General features: G+C 31.2%; 15 protein-coding genes. 6 read left to right on the top strand and 9 right to left on the bottom strand.

All coding sequences use genetic code 11. The annotated features are described in order from the left end of the window. Positions 1-24 precede the first annotated feature (24 nt). The gene (locus tag HM981_RS04030) at positions 25-966 is read left to right on the top strand and encodes a nicotinic acid mononucleotide adenyltransferase (RefSeq protein WP_179337290.1); all 942 of its coding nucleotides are present in this window, start codon (positions 25-27) and stop codon (positions 964-966) included. Between the two features lie 152 nt (positions 967-1,118). Here the strand turns inward: HM981_RS04030 and HM981_RS04025 are convergent, their stop codons facing one another. From HM981_RS04025 to mfd, 4 genes are all read right to left on the bottom strand, one after another. Beyond that, on the bottom strand, positions 1,119-5,555 hold the full coding sequence (locus tag HM981_RS04025; protein WP_179337289.1) for a chemotaxis protein CheB: 4,437 nt from the start codon (positions 5,553-5,555) through the stop codon (positions 1,119-1,121). A gap of 706 nt (positions 5,556-6,261) precedes the next feature. Then, a complete protein-coding gene (locus HM981_RS04020) occupies positions 6,262-7,563 on the bottom strand; it encodes a TlpA family protein disulfide reductase (RefSeq protein WP_179337288.1) in 1,302 nt (433 codons plus the stop codon). Positions 7,564-7,612: 49 nt separating this feature from the next. Next, positions 7,613-8,485 (bottom strand): DMT family transporter, encoded by an 873-nt coding sequence (locus HM981_RS04015; RefSeq protein ID WP_179337287.1) that lies wholly within the window; start codon positions 8,483-8,485, stop codon positions 7,613-7,615. Continuing rightward, positions 8,485-11,838 carry a transcription-repair coupling factor gene (gene mfd / locus HM981_RS04010; protein WP_179337286.1) on the bottom strand — a complete coding sequence of 1,118 codons (3,354 nt, stop codon included), beginning with the start codon at positions 11,836-11,838 and terminating at the stop codon, positions 8,485-8,487. The genes HM981_RS04015 and mfd overlap by 1 nt, the downstream gene beginning before the upstream one ends. A 273-nt stretch (positions 11,839-12,111) precedes the next feature. Here mfd and HM981_RS04005 point away from each other — a divergent pair, with 273 nt between their 5' ends. After that, positions 12,112-12,543: a tellurite resistance TerB family protein gene (locus tag HM981_RS04005; RefSeq protein ID WP_179337285.1), complete on the top strand. Its 432-nt coding sequence runs from the start codon at positions 12,112-12,114 to the stop codon at positions 12,541-12,543. An 84-nt stretch (positions 12,544-12,627) separates the two neighbouring features. Here HM981_RS04005 and fbp read toward each other — a convergent pair whose 3' ends face one another. Continuing rightward, positions 12,628-13,638, bottom strand: coding sequence for a class 1 fructose-bisphosphatase (gene fbp, locus HM981_RS04000; RefSeq protein WP_179337284.1), 1,011 nt, complete (start codon positions 13,636-13,638; stop codon positions 12,628-12,630). A 131-nt stretch (positions 13,639-13,769) separates the two neighbouring features. On the opposite strand from fbp, the gene HM981_RS03995 reads away from it, so the two are divergent. The 4 genes from HM981_RS03995 to HM981_RS03980 are packed head-to-tail and all read left to right on the top strand — an operon-like array spanning position 13,770 to position 18,354. Continuing rightward, positions 13,770-14,246, top strand: coding sequence for a GNAT family N-acetyltransferase (locus HM981_RS03995; RefSeq protein WP_179337283.1), 477 nt, complete (start codon positions 13,770-13,772; stop codon positions 14,244-14,246). Continuing rightward, positions 14,246-15,496 (top strand): aspartate kinase, encoded by a 1,251-nt coding sequence (locus HM981_RS03990; RefSeq protein ID WP_179337282.1) that lies wholly within the window; start codon positions 14,246-14,248, stop codon positions 15,494-15,496. Before HM981_RS03995 ends, HM981_RS03990 begins: the two co-directional genes overlap by 1 nt. 19 nt (positions 15,497-15,515) lie before the next feature. Further along, the gene (locus HM981_RS03985; RefSeq protein WP_179337281.1) at positions 15,516-17,348 is read left to right on the top strand and encodes a GNAT family N-acyltransferase; all 1,833 of its coding nucleotides are present in this window, start codon (positions 15,516-15,518) and stop codon (positions 17,346-17,348) included. After that, positions 17,335-18,354: a carboxypeptidase-like regulatory domain-containing protein gene (locus HM981_RS03980; RefSeq protein ID WP_179337280.1), complete on the top strand. Its 1,020-nt coding sequence runs from the start codon at positions 17,335-17,337 to the stop codon at positions 18,352-18,354. Before HM981_RS03985 ends, HM981_RS03980 begins: the two co-directional genes overlap by 14 nt. A 50-nt stretch (positions 18,355-18,404) precedes the next feature. Here the strand turns inward: HM981_RS03980 and HM981_RS03975 are convergent, their stop codons facing one another. The 4 genes from HM981_RS03975 to HM981_RS03960 form a co-directional block, all read right to left on the bottom strand. Beyond that, the gene (locus HM981_RS03975; protein ID WP_179337279.1) at positions 18,405-18,872 is read right to left on the bottom strand and encodes a hypothetical protein; all 468 of its coding nucleotides are present in this window, start codon (positions 18,870-18,872) and stop codon (positions 18,405-18,407) included. A 73-nt stretch (positions 18,873-18,945) separates the two neighbouring features. Then, a complete protein-coding gene (locus tag HM981_RS03970; RefSeq protein WP_179337278.1) occupies positions 18,946-19,332 on the bottom strand; it encodes a VOC family protein in 387 nt (128 codons plus the stop codon). 51 nt (positions 19,333-19,383) lie between these two features. After that, positions 19,384-19,839 (bottom strand): DUF1801 domain-containing protein, encoded by a 456-nt coding sequence (locus HM981_RS03965; RefSeq protein ID WP_179337277.1) that lies wholly within the window; start codon positions 19,837-19,839, stop codon positions 19,384-19,386. Positions 19,840-19,867: 28 nt separating this feature from the next. Continuing rightward, on the bottom strand, positions 19,868-20,851 hold the full coding sequence (locus tag HM981_RS03960; protein WP_179337276.1) for a 2-hydroxyacid dehydrogenase: 984 nt from the start codon (positions 20,849-20,851) through the stop codon (positions 19,868-19,870). Positions 20,852-20,862 lie beyond the last annotated feature (11 nt).

Raw genomic sequence — 20,862 nt, 5'->3', positions numbered from 1 at the left:
ATATAACCTTAAAACCGTTAGATTATGAGAAATTTAAAACTACTATTAGGATTTGCATTTGTTGCCACATTATTTACATCATGTTATGTAGAGGAAACAGCTTATATAGATGAGCCTACAATTTCGTTAAATCAGTTATTAAATTCTTATGATTTATGGTACGTAGATATTAACGCTACCCAAGGTTATAGCGAAACACCGTTTTTACAAATAGCGTTTACAGTATCTTTTATTAATGGTCGTATGTATGCTAATAATAACCTTGTTGGAATTGGAAATCAAGGAAATGGTTACGGTGTAGAAATAGGAAGTTATAATGCTTATGATATGATTTTGGATGTAAACCACATTATTGATGGTTTTGATAGTTTTGATGTTTACCAGATAGATAATAATACCATTGAATTATACAATCCATTTAACGATACATCTTACTTTTTAAATGGTTATCAGAAATCTAATTTCGATTACGACTATGTGTTTTATGATAATATCCATTATTTCTTACAAGAATACGAAGCTTGGGAAAAAACATATACGAGTAATTTTGGTGCTTTAAATGATTTTGATAACGAAAACTATTTACAGTTTTTATCAGGAGGTAATGATGATACCTTTAGAAGTTCTCAAGATGCTGGTGTAAATAATATCAATAATCTTTTTTGGGATTTTACAGGGGATTATGGAGTGGGAGATGTCTCTGGAAATATGTATCTAAAAACATTAACATTAGATTATGATTTCTTTGACAATGAATTCTTCGAACTCACCGTTATTAATGATAGTAAGATAGAGTTGTTTCATTCAAACTCTGGAACAGTTTATAAGTTTAACGGTCGTAATTACATTGCTTATTACAGAGAATCTGCAGAAGAAGGAAAATCTGATAAAACAGAAGAACGATTAAAAAAACGTAAACGTAAAACTAAGAAAGTAGAAAATACTAGAGAAAATACAAGAAGCTAAATTTGGTTGGTTATTTAGCTTCTTAACACTCATCTGAACTTGATTTGGATGAGTGTTTTTTTTATATGATAATTTAAATTGGTTTTTTAAAAAAAAAGTCAGCTCATTGAGCTGACTTTTTGAGTTAAATTATAACTTGTTTATAAAATAGATTAGTCTTCTATATTAATATATTTATTTAAGGTTGCATAAAGCTCGTCTTTAATAATTGGCTTAGATAGAAAACCTAAGCACCCTTTCTTATAACACTTTTCTTTTTCATCTGGCATGGAGTAAGCTGTTTGCATGATAATTTTAGCATTAGGATCAATTTTTAAAATCTTTTCTATGGCTTCAATACCGCTCATAACAGGCATTCTAATGTCTAGTAAGACAATATCTATGCCTTCTGTTGTAGAGTATATGTCTACAGCTTCTTTACCTGTTTTAGCAAATAAAACTTGAGCTCCAGTATCTTTAAGTACTATTTTAAATAATAGTCTTATTAAAGAGTCGTCTTCAGCAATTAAAATGGTTCTATTATTTAAAAAGTCTTTTCTCTTAGGTAACACAGCTTGTTCTAATTCTGCATCTGCTTTCGCATATTTTATAGGTATAGTAAACTCAAACAACGTTCCCTCGTTTTCTTCTGAGGTTACATTAATATCTCCTCCTAAAAGTGTTAGGATTCCTTTACAAATAGTAAGACCTAGACCTGTACCACCATATTTGGCATTACTTTCATAATTGAGTTGTTTAAAGCGTTCAAATATTTCTATTTGTTTACTTTTCTTAATACCCATTCCGTTGTCTTTAACAAAGAATTTAATGTCCTTTTCATTGACATTAAAACCAAATGAAATTTCTCCTTTTTCAGAAAACTTTAGAGCATTATTTAAAAGGTTAGAAACAACTTGTTGAAGTCGTTGTCCATCAGTTACAATACGTAAATCTTCAACAGGGATATGAGTTTTAAAGTCAATATCTTTTTTATGTTTTGCAATTTTTAATTGATTGTAAGTAATCTCTAAATTTTTAATAAGTGTAGAGACGTTACAGTCTTTAAAAGTTACTTTTAGCTCGTTAGATTCTATTTTTGCAATATCTATAATATCGTCTATTAAGTTAAGAAGTTGTTTAGAGTTTCCATCTATAATTTCAAGATATTTGAAACGCTCATCTTTAGTTAAACTATCATTTTTTAATAATTCTGAAAATCCTAGAACTCCATTCATTGGTGTTCTAATTTCATGACTCATATTAGCGAGAAAATAATTTTTGTGAAGATTTGCTTCTTCTGCTAGTTTTTTCGCGTTTATAAGTTCTGATTCTGATAGTTTTTGTCTTGTAATATCTTGAGCAGCGCCTCTTAAGGCAATAATATCGCCTACTTTATTTTTTACCGCTTCTCCTTGTGCCTTAATCCATACCAAATCTCCATTATCTTTAGAGAGGTTTAATTCTAATTCATAAGGGGTCCCAAACTTCTGAGCTTTTTCTACGGCATTAGATAGCGTTAACCAGCTGTCTTTCGAAAAGATTTTAATCTGTTCTTTATAATCTGGTGGTGGTAAATTAGGGTCTAAACCATACATTTTATACAATTGTTCAGTCCAAATAACTTTGTCTGTAATTAGATCTAGATACCAACCTCCTACATGAGTTAATTCTTGAACTCTATTTAGTTCCGCTTCACTTTTACTCAGTGCTTCTTCTTTATTTTTAAGCTCTGTGAAATCTGAAATTGTACCTGCAAATTCTCCTTCCTTAGGAGAGAATATATTTACTAAATAATATTTATCTGTAGAAGCAATATAGGCTTCAAAGGTTTGATTTATACCTGAGAGTGCTGTTTTTCCATATTTAGGTAACCAATCATTCGGATCATTTTTTACATCCGGATGAATGGTAGAAACGCGTTTACCTACAATATCGTCATTTTTTAAATTGATTATTTTTTCGAAAGCAGGATTTACATCAATGTATTCCCAATCTATAGGCTCGCCTTTATTATTTGTAATAATTTTTGCGTGCATAAAACCTTCATTAAGGTTTTCAAATAATTTATGGTATTTTATACCTGTATCAACAAGTTTAAGCTCTATTTCTTTAAGTTTGTTTATATTGTTTAATGTAATTACAACACCATTAATTATTTTATTCGCAGTAATAAAAGGACTAATACGTAATAGGTAGTAATTTTCGTTTTGATCTTTTACTTGCCTTTCAACGACCTTTAATTTGTCTAAAACAAATTTAGAATCTTCAATAATTGAGTTTCTTGTTTCTTCTCTAAAATTAGAGGTAAAGCTAGATAATGTTCGTCCTAGATCTACTTCGTCTAAATTAAAGACCTCTTTAAGAGCAGGAGTAAATTTTCTAATGCGTAAATCTGTATCTAAAAATAACGTCGCGATTGCCGTATTGTCCAGTAAGTTGGTTATATCGTTATTTAAATTGGTAAGCTCTTTGTTTTTTTCCTGCATTTCTGTATTTACAGTATACAGTTCTTCATTTACAGATTGAAGTTCTTCATTTGTACTCTGAAGTTCTTCGTTAGATGCCATTAACTCTTCATTAGAAGATTGCAACTCTTCGTTACTTGTTTCTAATTCTTCAATAGCATTTTGTAATTCTGTTTTAGCTATTTTAAGAGCGGTTTCTAAGTCTTCGAGCCGTTGATTGGATACCTCATCTAAATTAATAGTATCTATGATTAAAGGTATGCTTTCCGATAAAATTACATCATTACTAAATTCAATTAAATAACATTTATTTAAATTATCATAGTCTTTTACTTGATGAAAGTTCAAGTCGAAAGAATACGTCTGACTTGCCGTTTCATTCATGACGCCTTCAATAACAATATCTTGTTTTGTGGCTTCAACCCTTCTAATACCGCTTCTAATAATTACAGCGATATCAGTATTTACCATTTTTAATAAATTATTCTGAAAAAGGCCAGAACCATGTGATAATCGTTTGCCTGCATCACCATTTATAAATAGAATATTGAAATCTTGATCTATAAAAATAGAAGCTGGACTAAATTTTTGACTTAAATATTTATGAAAAATTAATTCTGGATTTTCCTTTATGTTTAGAGATGGAACGCTTCTTGGTATTTCAGGGTATTTATAAGCAAGTGTTGTTATTCTATCTAAATTAGAGCTGTGAGATGGTATTTGTTTTGCAGGTGAAATGTTTTGGAATATTTTCCATTTTACATCTATGGTTTTAAAAAGTTTAGCTGTTTCTCCTAACGACTCACTATTACCTAGAAATAAATAAGAAAATTGATTTAAGGCAAATTGAAAATTGAACATTACCTTTTTTTGTATATTACTATCAAAATAGATAAGTAAATTTCTACAAGAAATAAGATCCATTCTTATAAATGGAGGATCTTTAATTAGGTTATGATTAGAGAATACAATCTTTTCTCTAATGCGTTTTATAATTTGAATTTTATCACCATTTTTAATAAAATATTGATCTAAGTATGGCTTTTCAATTTCATTTATAATATTTACGTGATATACACCCAAACCAGCAATAGCAAGTGCTCTTGGATCTATATCTGTTGCAAATATTTTAAAATCAAGGTTTAATTGATGCGTTCTTAAGTAATTATCTATTAAAATAGCCTGGGAATACACTTCTTCTCCTGTAGAACAACCAGCAATCCAAACACGAATGGTACTTTCGCTATTTCTGTTCTTGCAAATTTCTGGTATAACGTTATCTTTTAAACTTTTAAAAGCCTCTGTATCTCTAAAAAAACGAGTGACACCAATTAGAAAATCTTCTTGAAGTGATTGTTGCTCAGTAACATTGCTTGATAAGAAGGTAGCATAATCAAACACATGTTCAATATTGTTTATATTCATACGTTTTTCAATTCTTCTCAAAAGCGTATTCTTTTTATATTCTCTAAAATCTATTCCAGAGTGCTTATAAACAATAGTAAGTATATCGTTAATTAAAGTTTCGTTAGAGGGGTGTTTGTTAAAATCTTCTTGTAACAGAGGTCTGCTCGTTGGATTTTTATGTAATATTTCAGCTATTTTTTGCGGATTTAAAATGTAATCTACAGTGTTGGTTGAAATAGCAGAATTAGGCATTCCATCAAACTGTGCAGACGCAGGGTCCTGAACAATTATAGTTCCTCCACCTTCTTTTATAGTTTTAATTCCTCTAGAACCATCAGATCCTGTTCCAGATAGAATTACACCTATAGAGTGTTCTTTATATTCTTCTCCTAAAGTGTGAAAAAAGATATCTATTGGTAAGTTAAGATTGTGTTTAGGGCCTTTGTCTAACAAATAAAGCTCAGAACCCTTTACATGTAAGTTTTTACTTCTTTGATTTAAGTAAATACAGTTAGGATTAATAGTTTGTTTGTCTTCTGCCGTGAAAATGGGCATTTTGGTATGCTTACTAAGCAATTCTGGCATTAAACTCTTAAAATCAGGAGAAAGGTGTTGAATGATTATAAATGCCATTCCTGTATCGCTTGGAAGATGATCAAATAAGTTTTGAATAGCATCTAGGCCTCCAGCTGATGCACCAATGCCAACCACGTAAAATTTGGGGTTTTTCTTTTTCATTTTATGTTCTTGTAAAAGGTTTAGGGATAAAGCCTTTTACACTATTTAGGGATTAGTTTTTAAGACAACATATTTTAGAACTCGTATACATATACGTATAAATGTGAAAGACGGTTTTTACAAATAGTGTAGGTAAATGTAAAAATGTATAATCACACTAATAAAATTGTGTTCTTGTTTTAGGGATTTGCTAATGAATAGAAATTAATTATAAAAAAACAATATTCATATAGCATTCAGCTAATTAATCAAAGGTTTATAAAGTTGTGTTGTTGTTTTTTTATCAGTCTTTTTTAAATGACAAAGGAATATTACAATACTTCTTTTTAATTGTGCGTATGTATGCTTATGGAAATTTAATTTTTTAATTTTTTGAGAGGTGAAAGATGTTATTTCTTTGGCTTGTAGTGTCTTACGGTTAAGATACTTGGTCTTTACTGTAATTATTGTTATTGGTAAATGAAGAATGGATTTACCAGAATCTATTATAGAATGAATCATAAATTTTATAATAGATACAAATATAACGAAATATATTGCTTTTAAACGAGGTTTTTAAATTAAGCCTAGATTATATTTGTACTAATTAGATAAGGTTTTGATCATTTAATATATAGTGATTCATGTATCAATTCTGAAATGAGAATTGATACATGAATTGCCAATTAAAAACAAAAACAATATAATTATTGCTGTTTTAAAGATTTTAAAGCGTCTTTAAGAGAACTTCTAAAGCTTCAAAATCATTAGGTTTAGCTACAATTATTTTAGAAGCATTTAATATAAAATAAGATGGTGTAGCTGAGATATCATACGTTTTTACAATAGGGTTGTCCCATTTACCTAATCCTTTTTTATGGATAAATTCTGGGTAGTTTTTTATTTCTGTTTCCCAATTACTTTTATCATTTTCTAAACCAAAAGCAACGACTTTTAAGTGAGGTTTGTTGGCAATAAGTTCTCTTACTTTGGGTAATTCATTGAGGCAATGACCACAAGCACTGCTCCAAAAAATTAGTAAATAATGATCTGCTCCTTCTAATTGCTGTAAGCTTGTTTCTTTTCCATCTAATGTGATGTCAAAATTGGGAGCTAAAGCACCTATTGAGGTGTTTTTATAAGAAATTAGCATATCTTCTAAAACCTTGTTATTTGTTTTCTGAGCTAATTCTAATAAATAGCTGTCTGCAATATAATTAGCTACAGTATTATTTTTTAAGGCTGTAAAATTTTGCCAAAGGACTTGTAAAAGAGTTGTTTTAATTTTTAAATCTTCGTTCCCAATAGCTAAAGCAACATCGTCTATGTGTTGTTTGTAGGTATCATTATTTGGGTTTTCAACCATATTAAACACATAAGCCGTTACACGATCTGTTAGATACGACGAGCTCTGTAGCAGGTAATCACTAAAGTTTACTTGGCTAAGATAATGTGATTTAAGATTTTGTGAATAGGTAGTGATATCTTCATATTTGGTTGGTATGTAAGGTCTGTTGGCTTTTATAAAACGAGAAACTAATTTGTCTTGAGCTAATTCTTCGTACGCTTTTTGGGTGTCGTTCAGGGTTTTAAAAATAGCATTGAAGCCTTTCTTATCTGAGTTATCTTTAGTGTAATAATTACTTATTGTTTGGTTTACCATAGCAATACTTTTTAGGTAAGAACTCCAAAGTTTATTTTCTTCAGATTCTGTGAAATTTACGCCTTTGTCATTGCTAAAATTAAAGCTCACACTTTCTTTTCCGTCGTATATAAAATCGAAATTATTTTCTTCTGGAGGAATGGCATATACAATCTTATAAATACCTGGTTTTACTGTAGAGTCTAATTTAATTTCAAAATTCCCAAGACTATCAAGCTTTCCTCTGTTGACGTAATTTGCACTTTCTGGTGTGGCTTCGTAGAGAAATGCATAACTAAAATCTTCGGCTGGTGAAAATGTGCCCTTTACACTTTGAGAAAAGGAAATTAATGGTAATACGAATAAGATAATTAGGATTCTTTTCATTTAAATAAGCTGTTTTATTTGTAAATAGGACTTCAAAAATTAAGCCATATTAATCATTCAATGTCTTTTTAGACCTCACACTCTCAACAATAACTGTGGCTAATATTAAAGCACCTCCAACAAAGGTATGTTTTGTTGGTATTTCATTCAAGAAAAAGTAAGCCATAATAATTCCGAAAATAGGTTGAGAGCTTCCAATAATACTGGCTGTACTCGCTTTAAAATGCTTTAGACTATTTACAAACATAGTGTGTCCAAGAGTTGTAGTCACTAAAGCGAGTATTAAAACATAAGGATATTGTGTGGTAATAGATGAGGTTCCCATGAAATATAACGTAGGTGCCAAAACTACCGATAGCACTAATACTTGGTAAAACATAAGCATGGTACTATTATAATTGGTAGTGTGGCTTTTTAGAATAAGAATCCTTACGGCATAACACAAAGCCGATAGTAGACCAAATAGAAGTCCTTGTAATTGACTGCTTTCTATATTAAATTCCGGAGCCAAAATATAAATCCCTAAAAGCACCATAGCTCCTAATAGAATATGTATGGGGTCAAATTTAGTCTTAGCAAATAAGGGTTCCAAAAACGCTATTAAAACAGGAAATGTAAACAGCGACAGCATTCCAATAGCAACATTAGAGAGTTTTAGAGCATAGAAATAAAAAATCCAATGACCTCCCATAAATAATGCTGCCACAAAAAATGTCCAACGGTCTTTATTGTTTTTAATTTTCAAGTTAATGCCTTTATATAAGCAGAAGATTAACAGAAAAAAAACGGATAAAATAGAGCGCCACCAAATAACAACAGGTGTTGGCATATCTATAAATTTGCCTAACGTACCAGAGGTACTAATAAATAATGTTGCTATGGTAAGCAGTAATAAATTATTAAAATGGCTTTTTTCGCTCATTATATATCAGATAAAGCAGAGAGTGCTTGTTTTGTTGTTTTTATTTTATCGAAAGTAACCAATAAACGAAGCCCTTTTCGGGTTTGCTTTTCTTTCATTTTACATTTACTAGCATTCATTTGTACAAATTTTAGCACGTTAGTAAAGGCTTCACTTTGATAAAATCCACTTTGCTGATCCTGTACAAAATAACCAATCATCTTACCTTGTTTCATAATCAGTTTTTCAATACCCATTTTAGTCGCAATCCATTTAAGACGTACACTATCTAATAAGTCTGCTACTTGTGTTGGTAATTCTCCAAAACGGTCAATAATTTCCGTTTCAAATTTAGCGAGTTCTTCTTCAGTTTTAATCTCGTTAAGTTTGGTGTAAAGATTTAAACGTTCCGTAATATTATTAATGTAATCGTCTGGGAATAATAATTCAAAATCCGTGTCAATGGTGATATCCTTTACATAGTTTTTAGGTTTGCCATCATCTTTATATAAATCTGAAAACTCAGTTTCCTTTAATTCTTCAATGGCTTCATTTAATATTTTTTGATAGGTGTCAAAGCCAATATCGCTAATAAATCCACTTTGTTCGCCACCTAATAAATCTCCTGCACCACGAATCTCTAAATCTTTCATAGCAATATTAAATCCGCTACCAAGCTCTGTAAATTGTTCTAATGCTGAAATTCGTTTTCTGGCATCATTGGTCATTGCAGAATATTCTGGAGTAATAAAGTAACAGAAGGCTTTTTTGTTACTTCGACCAACACGACCTCGCATTTGGTGTAAATCACTCAATCCAAAATTATTAGCATTATTAATAAAAATGGTGTTGGCATTTGGGACGTCTAAACCACTTTCTACAATAGTAGTTGCTACTAAAACATCAAACTCACCATCCATAAAAGCAAGCATTAAATTCTCTAATTTTTTACCATCGAGTTGTCCATGTCCAATACCAATTTTAGCATCAGGCACTAAACGTTGAATCATTCCTGCAACCTCCTTAATATTCTCGATTCTATTATGAATAAAATAAACCTGACCTCCACGTTGAATTTCATAACTCACCGCATCTCTTATGGTTTCTTCTCCAAATCTAATAACATTACTTTCTATAGGATATCTGTTTGGTGGAGCTGTATTAATTACCGATAAATCTCGGGCAGCCATTAAACTAAACTGCAATGTTCTTGGAATTGGTGTCGCTGTTAACGTCAGTACATCAACGTTTTCTTTTATTGTTTTTAGCTTTTCTTTTACCGAAACTCCAAATTTTTGTTCTTCATCTACAATGAGTAAACCTAAATCTTTAAATTTTACGTTTTTACTCGCTAATTGGTGTGTGCCAATAATAATATCAATATTTCCTTTTTCTAAACCTTCTAAAGTTTCACGTTTTTCTTTAGCTGTTCTAAAACGATTCACGTAATCTACAGTCACCGGAAAATCTTTTAATCGTTCTTTAAAAGTTCTAGAATGCTGATAAGCTAATATGGTTGTTGGTACTAAAACAGCAACTTGCTTTCCGTTATCTACCGCTTTAAAAGCTGCTCTTATGGCAACTTCTGTCTTTCCAAAACCAACATCACCACAAATTAAACGATCCATTGGTCGCTCACTTTCCATATCTGCTTTAATATCTGCCGTTGAGGTTATTTGGTCAGGCGTATCTTCATAAATAAAAGAAGCCTCTAACTCTAATTGCATATGGCTATCTGGCGCGTATTGAAATCCTTTTTTTAATTTTCGTTTAGCGTATAGCTTTATAAGATTGAAAGCAATTTCCTTAACTCTAGACTTGGTTTTTTGTTTTAAAACTTTCCAAGCTTTACTACCTAATTTATAAACTGTTGGTGGCTTACCATCTTTACCATTAAATTTTGTGATTTTATGTAAAGAGTGAATGCTTAAATATAAAATATCACGCTCACCATAAACCAATTTTATAGCCTCTTGTTTTTTGCCTTCGACATCAATTTTTTGAAGTCCACCAAACTTTCCAATTCCATGATCTATGTGTGTTACATAATCTCCAATTTCAAGATTTGTCAATTCTTTTAAAGTAATAGCTTGCTTTTTGGCGTAGCCATTTTTAAGTTGAAATTTATGGTAACGATCAAAAATTTGATGATCTGTATAAATAGCAATATTTAGGTCTGGCGCTATAAAACCTTGATAGAGCGAAAGTACTACCGTTTTATAATGTACAGTTTGTTCAGCATCATCAAAAATATCATGAAAACGTTTGGCTTGTTGTTCGCTAACGCAAGCAATGAAATTAGTAATGCCATTAGCGTGATTTTCATTTAAATCTTCAATTAATAAATTGAATTGTTTATTAAATGCAGGCTGAGGTTTGGTATTAAAAGCAATAAGCTGTTTTGCAAATTGGGCTTCAGTACCAAACTCCACTAAACAATAGTCTAAGAATTGACGCTTTAATAAATCTGAATTACAGAATAATTGATTTGGTGAAGCCTGTTTTACTTCACTAGTTAGATTTTTAAAAGCGTCTTCTGCTTTATTATAAAAATCATCAATTCTTGAAAATATTAAAGCGGCATTTTTAGAGAAAATAACCGTTTTATTAGAAATGTATTTTAAAAAACTTTCACGCTCTTCTGCAATAAGTTTGTTGGCTACATTTGGAATAATACTCACTTTTTTAATGCGCTCAGTAGAGAGTTGTGTCTCTACATCAAACGTTCTAATACTATCTACTTCATCCCCAAAAAACTCTATTCTGTAAGGTTCATCATGCGAAAACGAAAACACATCTACAATACCACCTCTAACTGAAAAATCTCCTGGTTCTGTAACAAAGTCTACACGTTTAAATTTGTACTCAAATAAAACTTCGTTAACAAAATCGATACTTAAATCGTTGCCAACTGAAATCTTTAAAGTATTCTTTTCGAGTTCCTTTTTAGTGACTACCTTTTCAAAAAGTGCATCAGGATAGGTGACAATAATACATGGTTTTTTACGCGAATTAATTCGGTTTAAAACTTCGGCACGTAAGAGTACGTTGGCATTATTGGTTTCTTCAATTTGATAAGGTCTTCTGTAACTTCCAGGATAGAATAATACATCTTTATTATTGATGAGTTGTTCTAAATCGTTGAGATAATAGGCAGCTTCTTCTTTATCATCAAAAATGAGTAAAAATGGTTGATCTGCGGTTTTAAAAGCTTCGGCAACAGAAATTGAAAAAGAAGATCCTATTAAACCTTTTAAATGTGTTTTAGATTTGCCTTGAGAGGAGTCTAAAAGTTCACTTTGGGCAATAGCAGTTTTTAGATTTTGCAATTGCAAAGTCTGTGCGAATGTTTGGGCAATAGATACTTTACTCAAGTTTCTTTGTTTGGAAGTACAAATATAAAAGTTTTGAAGTGTTCATTGTTCTACTTATTTAAACTTTTTCTAATTATAAAAGAAATAGTGTTTTTTAGTAGGCTTTTGTTATTTTAATACGTCCAAAACGGTAAAAGTATGGTGAAAATGAGTTTAACGTGTGCAATATTTAATGTTCCCTGAAATTCAAAAAGTTTAATTGAGTGGATGATAATTCTTTGAATAGAATTATATTTGTCCGAATTAATAATTAGATACTAAAATAAAACATATATGTCATTTTCAGATTTATTCGATAGCGGATTTAAAAAACGTAATGAAGACCATTTTGCTGCGATTGTAAGAGTTGCAATGAGTGATGGTGTTATTTCCGACAACGAAAAAGCCTTTTTAGATCGTTTAGCTACAAGATTAAGTATTTCGGAGCTCGATTATGAAACAATTTTAGGGGATTATAAAAGTCATCCAATTAATGCTCCTCATTCTTATGATGAGCGTTTAGAACGTTTGTATGATTTAGCACGAATGGTTTGGGCAGATGATATCGAAGGGCCAAATCAGCATTGGTTACTAGAGAAGCTATGTGTTGGTTTAGGGTTTCATGCTCAAAATGTTAAGTACATTGCAGATAAGGCTTTGGCTTTAGCTTATGACAAATTAGATGCTGATACTTTTGTTGAAGAAATGAAAAATATGAATAGATAATACTTAGTGTATTACATTTCTATAAATTAAAAAAGCAACCTAAATTTTAGGTTGCTTTTTTAATTACAAATGCTATTGTATATCTTATTCCTTATTGTTACGCATAAATTCTTCAGCTTTGTCTACCATGTTTTTACTACCACATATAAATGGTACGCGCTCATGAAGTTCTGTTGGCTCTATATCCATAATTCGTGTAAAACCATCACTAGCTTTTCCGTTAGCTTGTTCTGCAATAAAAGCCATAGGATTACACTCATAAAGTAAGCGCAATTTACCTTTTGGGTTTTTAGTACTTTTTGGATACATGTAAATTCCACCTTTTATCATATTTCTATGAAAATCAGAAACTAAAGATCCTATGTATCTGCTTGTATATGGTCTTTCACCTTCGTCTTCTTGGCAGTATTTAATATATTTTTTGATACCTGTTGGGAAATCAGAATAGTTACCCTCATTTACAGAATAGATATTTCCATCTTCAGGAAATTGCATATCTGGATGCGATAAATAATAAGATCCAATTGCAGGGTTTAATGTGAAACCATTAACTCCGTGTCCTGTAGTGTAAACTAACATTGTAGAGGTTCCGTAAACCACATAACCTGCAGCAACTTGAGCACTACCTTTCTGAAGAAAATCTTCTAAAGTAACAGGTGTTCCTAATGGAGTAACACGTCTATAGATTGAAAAAATGGTTCCCACAGAAACATTAACATCAATGTTAGAAGAGCCATCTAAAGGGTCAATTAAAACCACATATTTATTCTGATGATTTTCATCTTGGCTATTAATTGTAATAAAATCATCTTCCTCTTCACTAGCAATACCGCAAACAATATTCCGTTTCGTTAAAGTTTGAATGAATTTATCATTAGCATAAACGTCTAATTTTTGCTGGTCTTCACCTTGGATGTTGGTATCTCCAGCAGCACCAATAATATCAACCAAGCCGGCTTTATTTACTTCGTGATTAACCACTTTAGCAGCTAAACGAATAGAGTTAATAAGTCTGGAAAGTTCCCCAGATGAGTATTTAAAAGAGGTTTGATTTTCAATTATAAATTCCCCTAAGGTTTGATTTCTTTTAGACATGAAACTGAATTATTGATTATTAGCACACAAATATCGCTTTTTTTAACAAACTATAACGTTTTCGTAGACTAAAATAATTGTTATATAAAGTGAGTTTAGATTATCTTTGATATCCTTTTTAAAATTACACAATGAATCAACCACGATTAGCCGTTAAACAAGATATGTCAAGAGTTTTAGAACTCATTCAAGAGTTAGCGACTTTTGAAAAAGAAACAGATGCTGTAGAAGTAAACGTTCTTGATTTGGAAAGAGATGGTTTTGGTGAAAATCCAAAATTTACTTGTTTTGTTTTAGAAGTTAACAATAGTATTGAGGGTATTGCTTTAGTTTATCCTAGATATTCTACATGGAAAGGAGAGGTTTTACATTTAGAAGATCTCATTGTAAGTGAGAAATGTAGAGGCAAAGGTCTAGGAACATTGTTGTTAAATTCAGTAGTTAAACATGCCAAGCAGTTAGGTGTAAAACGTGTTAGTTGGGAGGTTATAGACTGGAACGATCCAGCGATAAAGTTCTACGAAAGCAAAGGAGCCAATGTTATGCGAGATTGGGACGTTGTGCAATTAGACGAAAAAGGAATTGAAAATTATTTAAAAGCTATATAATGCGAATTTATAAATTTGGTGGAGCATCTGTAAAAGATGCAGATGGTGTTAAAAACCTAGCAAAGGTTTTAAAAACAACAGGTTATAATAATACTTTGGTTGTCGTTTCTGCAATGGGAAAGACAACGAATAGAATGGAATTGGTGATTAAAAATTATTTTGAAAATAAAGCCGAATTGCAAAATGCTATTCACGAAGTTATTAAATGTCATAACGATATCTTAACAGACTTGTTTGAGAATAATCAACATCAAGTATTTACAGATGTAAAAGCACTTTTTGATGAGTTAAATGCATTTTTTAAAAGTAATAAGTCACCAGATTATAATTACGTTTATGATCAGACTATTGGTTTTGGAGAATTAATTTCTACTACAATTATCAGCCATTATCTTAATGAAATTGGCATGAAAAATAATTGGATTGATGTTAGAGAATTTATAAAAACGGATAATTACTACAGACGATCTAATGTGAATTGGGAAACCACACAAGAAAATATGTCGTCTAACTTAGATACCAATATTTTAAATATTACTCAAGGATTTTTAGGGAGTGATGCCAATAATTTCACGACGACTTTAGGAAGAGAAGGAAGTGATTATACAGCAGCAATTTTCGCCTATTGCTTAAATGCACAAAGTGTTACCATTTGGAAAGATGTACCAGGAGTATTAAATGCAGATCCTCGTTATTTTGAAAACGCACAGCTACTACATCAAATTTCTTATAGAGAAGCTATAGAATTAGCGTTTTATGGTGCGTCTGTAATTCACCCTAAAACACTTCAGCCATTACAACAAAAGGAAATTCCTTTATATGTAAAATCGTTTTTAAATCCTGAAAATGATGGTACGTGTGTAAGTAAAGGAGAGGCTTTAGTGCCAGAAATTCCATGTTTTATCGTAAAGAAAAATCAAACCTTAATTTCATTATCATCCTTAGATTTTTCATACATCATGGAAGATAACATTAGTGAAATATTTAGTCTATTACATTTGTATAAAATGAAGGTCGATGTTATTCAGAATTCAGCGATTAGTTTTTCTGTATGTATTGATAACCTATTTGATAATTTAGAGAAATTATTACAGCACTTAAAAGCAAAATTTAATGTAACCTGTCACCAAAATGTAAGCTTGTATACAATTAGGCATTATAATGATGCTGCTATACAAGAACTTGAAAAGGATAAAGAATTATTATTGAAACAGTTAACACAAGGTACAGTTCAGATTGTAACTAAATAAACTTTACTACATTTGCTTTATGAGGAAATCGTCTGATACAGGTTTAGTAACCCCAAAGGAAGTTGCTAAGGCAATCCATGCTGATAAGTATGGTTTCTTAGGTACGTTTTTTGGTTGGATTTTGATGAAGGTTCTTAAAATCTCTACCATCAATAAATTTTACTTGCGTAATAAGCATCTTAGTGATGTTGATTTTCTTGATGCCATTTTAGATGAATTTCAGATTAAATTTGAAATACCTGAAGAAGACATGAAACGTCTCCCTAAAGAGGGACCTTATATTACCATTTCTAACCATCCATTAGGTGGAATTGATGGTATTTTATTATTGAAATTAATGGTAGAACAACGTAGTGATTTTAAAATCATTGCGAATTTTCTGCTTCATCGTATAGAGCCGTTAAAGCCATACATAATGCCTGTTAACCCTTTTGAAGATCGTAAGGATGTTAAAAGTAGTATCGCTGGATTTAAAAATGCAATTTTACATTTAAGAGCAGGTCATCCGTTAGGTGTTTTTCCTGCAGGTGAAGTGTCTACGTATAGAGATGGGAAATTAGTGGTAGATAAAGAATGGGAAGCATCAGCGATGAAACTGATACAGAAAGCACAAGTTCCTGTAGTTCCTATTTATTTTCATGCAAAAAATAGTCGTTTATTTTACAGACTTTCTAAGTTAAGTGATACGCTAAGAACGGCAAAATTACCGTCAGAAGTATTATCGCAAAAACGTCGTGTTATTAAAGTGAGAGTCGGTAAACCAATTTCGGTTAAGGATCAAAAAGAACACCAAAGTCTTTCTGAATTTACAGATTTTTTAAGACGAAAAACCTATATGTTATCTAAAACGTTTGAAGATAAACCTAAGATTTTAGATAATTTACAATCACAATTAAAACCACCAAAACCACCAAAACGAATTGTAACTCCAATCGCTCCAGAGGTTATGATTGCAGAGGTAGATAAGCTTAGAGAAGGTGATAGTAGGCTTTTAGAAAGTAAAAATTATGAAGTATTTTTAGCTTCAGCAAAAGAGATTCCTAATTTATTAAGAGAAATAGGAAGGCTTAGAGAGATTACCTTCAGAGAAATAGGAGAAGGTACCAATGAAGCTATTGACTTAGATACGTTTGATACGTATTACCACCACATGTTCTTATGGGATAATGAGAAAAAAGTCATGGCAGGCGCGTACAGAATGGGTATTGGTTCTCAGATTTTTGAGCGCTATGGTATAGACGGATTTTATTTGCAAGATTTATTTCGTTTTGAGCCTGAACTGTATAAAATGATGAGCCAATCTATAGAAATGGGTCGTGCGTTTATCATTAAAGAATACCAACAAAAACCTATGCCATTGTTTTTACTTTGGAAAGGTATTGTGCATACCACATTACGTTTTCCGGAGCATAAATATTTAATTGGAGGTGTAAGTATAAGTAATCAGTTTTCTAACTTCTCTAAAAGTTTGATGATTGAGTTTATGAAATCACATTATTACGATCCATACGTGGCACAATATGTTCATCCTAAAAAAGAATTTAAGGTAAAACTACAGGATGCAGATAAAGACTTTGTGTTTGATGCTACTGAAGCCGATTTAAATAAATTTGACAAGATTATAGATGAAGTAGAACCCGGAGCTTTACGTCTTCCTGTTTTACTAAAAAAGTATATTAAGCAAAATGCCAGACTTGTAGCATTTAACGTCGATCCATTATTTAATAATGCCGTTGATGGTTTAATGTATATAAAAATCGCGGATTTACCAGAAAGTACGGTTAGACCTGTTATGGAAGAATTTCAAGCAGAATTAGAGCGAAAATTCATGGATAACCATGATGATAAATAAGACGAGTATAATTTTACTTCTTCTGCCTTTGTTCTGTGTTTCGCAAACTTTTACAGGACGAGTTGTAGATAAAATAACCCAACAACCCATAGAAACGGTTGCAGTTTATTTTGATAACACAACCATTGGCACCACTACAAATAACAATGGTGAATTTTCTATTTCATTTACAGACGGAGTTCAATCGACGTTAGTTATTTCTTACCTAGGTTATGAGAAAGCCTTCGTTTCTGATTATAGAAACCAAAACAATATTGTAATAGAACTTGTTGAAGCTGATGCGGCTTTAGACGAAGTTTATATTACGTATGATGATGGCTTAACCAGACGACAAAAATTACGATTATTTAGAAAAGAATTCTTGGGAACCTCTAAGTTTGGAAGATCTTGTAAAATTGAGAATGAAGAAGATTTAATATTGAAATATGACCAATATAATAAAGCCTTGTATGCCAGTTCTAAAGTGCCACTTAAGATTATAAATAAGGCATTGCAATACGAAATTTTATATGATTTAAAAGATTTTGAAATCAATTTTAGATATATAAATATCAAAACTTATAGCTTTACTATAAACTCAGTTATGTATTTAGGAACCACGTTTTATAAAGATTTAGAAAAAGTTCATAAAAATAAAACAACTAAAAATAGAGAATTAACATACAAAGGCTCTGTGCAACATTTTATGCGTTCGCTTTTTAATAAAAATCTTAGAGATGAAGATTATAGGATTTTTTATGATGGCTTTGTAGTAGAAGAATGGAATTATTTTAAGGTAGAAGATCTTGATAATTCAGATTTTAAAAAGGTGACTTTAAAAGAGAAAGTTTCTATTTTATACAACAAAGAATTACAGACAGAATTACAATTAGAAATGAACGATTTTTTTGTAGATACTTTTGGGAATTACGCACCTATTACAGGAGTCTATTTTATTGGTGATATGGGAGATCAGCGCGTTGGAGATACTTTGCCTTTAGATTATCGCTTAAAAAAGAATAAATAAAAAACCCAGAACGCTAATTCTGGGTTTTTTATTTCTAATAATTTAATATCTTAGAACCAAGGTTTTTTACCAACTTGGTACGTGTTGTAAAATTCTTCATCAGATTTTGTGAGGTATATAATACCTTCAATAAGACCAATAATTCCAGGAATCCAAATGATTAAAAGACCAATACCTACACAAGATAAGATAGCTCCTAGCAACCAAATACCTAATAAAATACCACCTTCTTTATTGTAGCCTAAAATAAATTTATGTACACCTAAGCCACCTAAAATAATAGCTAATATTCCTACTAACACTTTTTTGTTGTCACCAGCACCTTTATCAAACGCTTCTTTGGCACTATCTGAAAATTCTTTAGCAGATTCTTTGGCTTCACGTCCTATTTCTTTAGCCTCTTCTGAAATTTCGCTAGCTTTTTGACTTATTTTATCGCCTGCTTTTTTTGCTCCATCTTTAGCATCATCTAGCATATCGTTAAGATCATCTCCTAAATTTTTATTATCATCTGACATTGTACTTTTATTTTTTGGTTAGTAATATTAATAATAAGTTGAAGCTATAAAATTAGTAAAAAAACACATACCATTATTGAAATGCGGCATCTATAGGTTCCCATAATTCAATTTTGTTGTTTTCATTGTCTAGAATCCAAGCAAATTTTCCGTAATCGTAAGTCTCTATGTCGCCTACAATAGTTACACCTTCATCCTTTAAAACCTTTAAAAGTGTCTCTAAATCTTCGACGCGATAATTAAACATAAACTCTTTTTTTGAAGGCTCAAAGTGTTTACTATCTTCTGCAAACGGACTCCATTGTGTAGAGCAATCTTTTCCTTCTTTATCTTTCCACCAAAACGTAGAACCATAATCGTCTGTATTAAAACCAAGGTGTTTACTGTACCAATCTTTTGCAGCTTTAGGATCTTTTGTTTTAAAGAATAATCCTCCAATACCTGTAACTCTTTTTTTCATTTATCCTGAATTTAGTTCAGGATCTTAATAACTAAACCCTGAATTGTTAGTTTACTTTTTTATCGTTTTTTCATAAATATCAACCCATTCATTTACGGTCATTTTTCCTAATAACTGCTCAATTAAATTATAAGGAATATCATCCATTTTTTTAAACCGAATACAGCTCTTTCCTATATCTAATTTGTATTTGCAATGCTTTGGGTATTCTGCTACAAACCAATCGTACAATTCTTTTTTTGCATACATACCAGAATGGTAAAGTGCAATAAAGTTTTTTTGAGAGGCTAAATTTATAAATGGTAACGGCGGAAACGGTTTACAATGGTAGCCATCTGGGTAAATAGACTTTGGTACATAGTAAGCCAGCATTCCATATGCCATTCCTGTCTCTAAACCTTTAGGCATATGTTTTATTATAAGATTATTTAATTTTGTAATTGCAGCTTTTCTATCTTCAGGAAGTTGTGCAATATAGTCTTCAGGTGATGTGGCTTGAGATGTCATAATTAAGGTCTTTTAATAAAACTGTAAGTTAGCAAAATTTAGCTTTTACTTTATCTACAATGGTTTGTGACAGTTTTATGTTACTTTCAATAGTCCAACCTGCAACATGTGGTGAGAGTAAAACGTGTTCTGAATTAATTAAATATTGAAATGCTTCTGGCATATTATCTGATACTTCTACTTCTTTAAGTGCGTTATGGTCGTTATCATTTGAAGGTTTGAATAAGTTTTCAAAAGAGGCCTTTTCATATTCTAAAACATCTAATCCAGCTCCTAGAATTTTCTTAGCTTCTAAAGCTTCAACTAAATCTTTTGTAACAACACTTTTCCCACGAGCCGTGTTAATGAGCCAAAATGGTTTTTTGAATCCATTTATAAATGCAGAATCCACCATATTTAAAGTTAAATCAGTTTGTGGAATATGAAGACTTAAGACATCTGCTTTGGTTTGTAGCTCTTCTAACGAAACTTGTTTTGCGTTTCCGTCTGCAACATTTGGTTTAATATCATAACATAAAACTTCGACATCAAAACCTCTTAGTTTTTTAGCAAATGCTTTTCCCATATTACCATAACCAATAAGGCCAACTGTTTTTCCATCTAACTCTAATCCGCGGTTTTCCTCGCGTAACCATTTACCTTGTCTTACTTCTTTGTCTGCTTTATTCAATTTATTAAAAAGCGAAAGTAGCATACCTAGAGCATGTTCGCCAACCGCATTTCTGTTACCTTCTGGCGCAGAAATGAGGTAAATGCCTTTTTCTGTCGCATAGTCGCAATCAATGTTTTCTAATCCTGCACCAACTCTACCTATAAATTTTAAGTTTTTGGCTGCGTCTAAAAATTGTTTGTCAATGGTGAAACGACTTCGGATTATGAAACCATCATAATCTGCAATTTTAGCTTCTACTTCTGATTTTGAAGATGTGAAATCTGTGTGATTTGTATAGCCTAAATCGTTAAGTTGCTGTAAGAGTAATGGATGGTTTTGGTCTAAGTGTAGTATTTTCATAACAATGTCTG

Origin of the sequence: Winogradskyella ludwigii, assembly GCF_013403985.1 — a bacterium.
In the GTDB taxonomy this organism is placed as follows: Bacteria; Bacteroidota; Bacteroidia; order Flavobacteriales; family Flavobacteriaceae; genus Winogradskyella; species Winogradskyella ludwigii.
This window is presented reverse-complemented; position numbering and strand designations above follow the sequence as displayed.

Excerpts from the sequence above, each read along its gene's own strand:
- HM981_RS04030 (WP_179337290.1), top strand. The coding sequence starts at position 25 with ATGAGAAATTTAAAACTACTATTAGGATTTGCATTTGTTGCCACATTA.
- HM981_RS04025 (WP_179337289.1), bottom strand. The coding sequence starts at position 5,555 with ATGAAAAAGAAAAACCCCAAATTTTACGTGGTTGGCATTGGTGCATCA.
- HM981_RS04020 (WP_179337288.1), bottom strand. The coding sequence starts at position 7,563 with ATGAAAAGAATCCTAATTATCTTATTCGTATTACCATTAATTTCCTTT.
- HM981_RS04015 (WP_179337287.1), bottom strand. The coding sequence starts at position 8,485 with ATGAGCGAAAAAAGCCATTTTAATAATTTATTACTGCTTACCATAGCA.
- HM981_RS04005 (WP_179337285.1), top strand. The coding sequence starts at position 12,112 with ATGTCATTTTCAGATTTATTCGATAGCGGATTTAAAAAACGTAATGAA.
- fbp (WP_179337284.1), bottom strand. The coding sequence starts at position 13,638 with ATGTCTAAAAGAAATCAAACCTTAGGGGAATTTATAATTGAAAATCAA.
- HM981_RS03995 (WP_179337283.1), top strand. The coding sequence starts at position 13,770 with ATGAATCAACCACGATTAGCCGTTAAACAAGATATGTCAAGAGTTTTA.
- HM981_RS03990 (WP_179337282.1), top strand. The coding sequence starts at position 14,246 with ATGCGAATTTATAAATTTGGTGGAGCATCTGTAAAAGATGCAGATGGT.
- HM981_RS03985 (WP_179337281.1), top strand. The coding sequence starts at position 15,516 with ATGAGGAAATCGTCTGATACAGGTTTAGTAACCCCAAAGGAAGTTGCT.
- HM981_RS03980 (WP_179337280.1), top strand. The coding sequence starts at position 17,335 with ATGATGATAAATAAGACGAGTATAATTTTACTTCTTCTGCCTTTGTTC.
- HM981_RS03975 (WP_179337279.1), bottom strand. The coding sequence starts at position 18,872 with ATGTCAGATGATAATAAAAATTTAGGAGATGATCTTAACGATATGCTA.
- HM981_RS03970 (WP_179337278.1), bottom strand. The coding sequence starts at position 19,332 with ATGAAAAAAAGAGTTACAGGTATTGGAGGATTATTCTTTAAAACAAAA.
- HM981_RS03965 (WP_179337277.1), bottom strand. The coding sequence starts at position 19,839 with ATGACATCTCAAGCCACATCACCTGAAGACTATATTGCACAACTTCCT.
- HM981_RS03960 (WP_179337276.1), bottom strand. The coding sequence starts at position 20,851 with ATGAAAATACTACACTTAGACCAAAACCATCCATTACTCTTACAGCAA.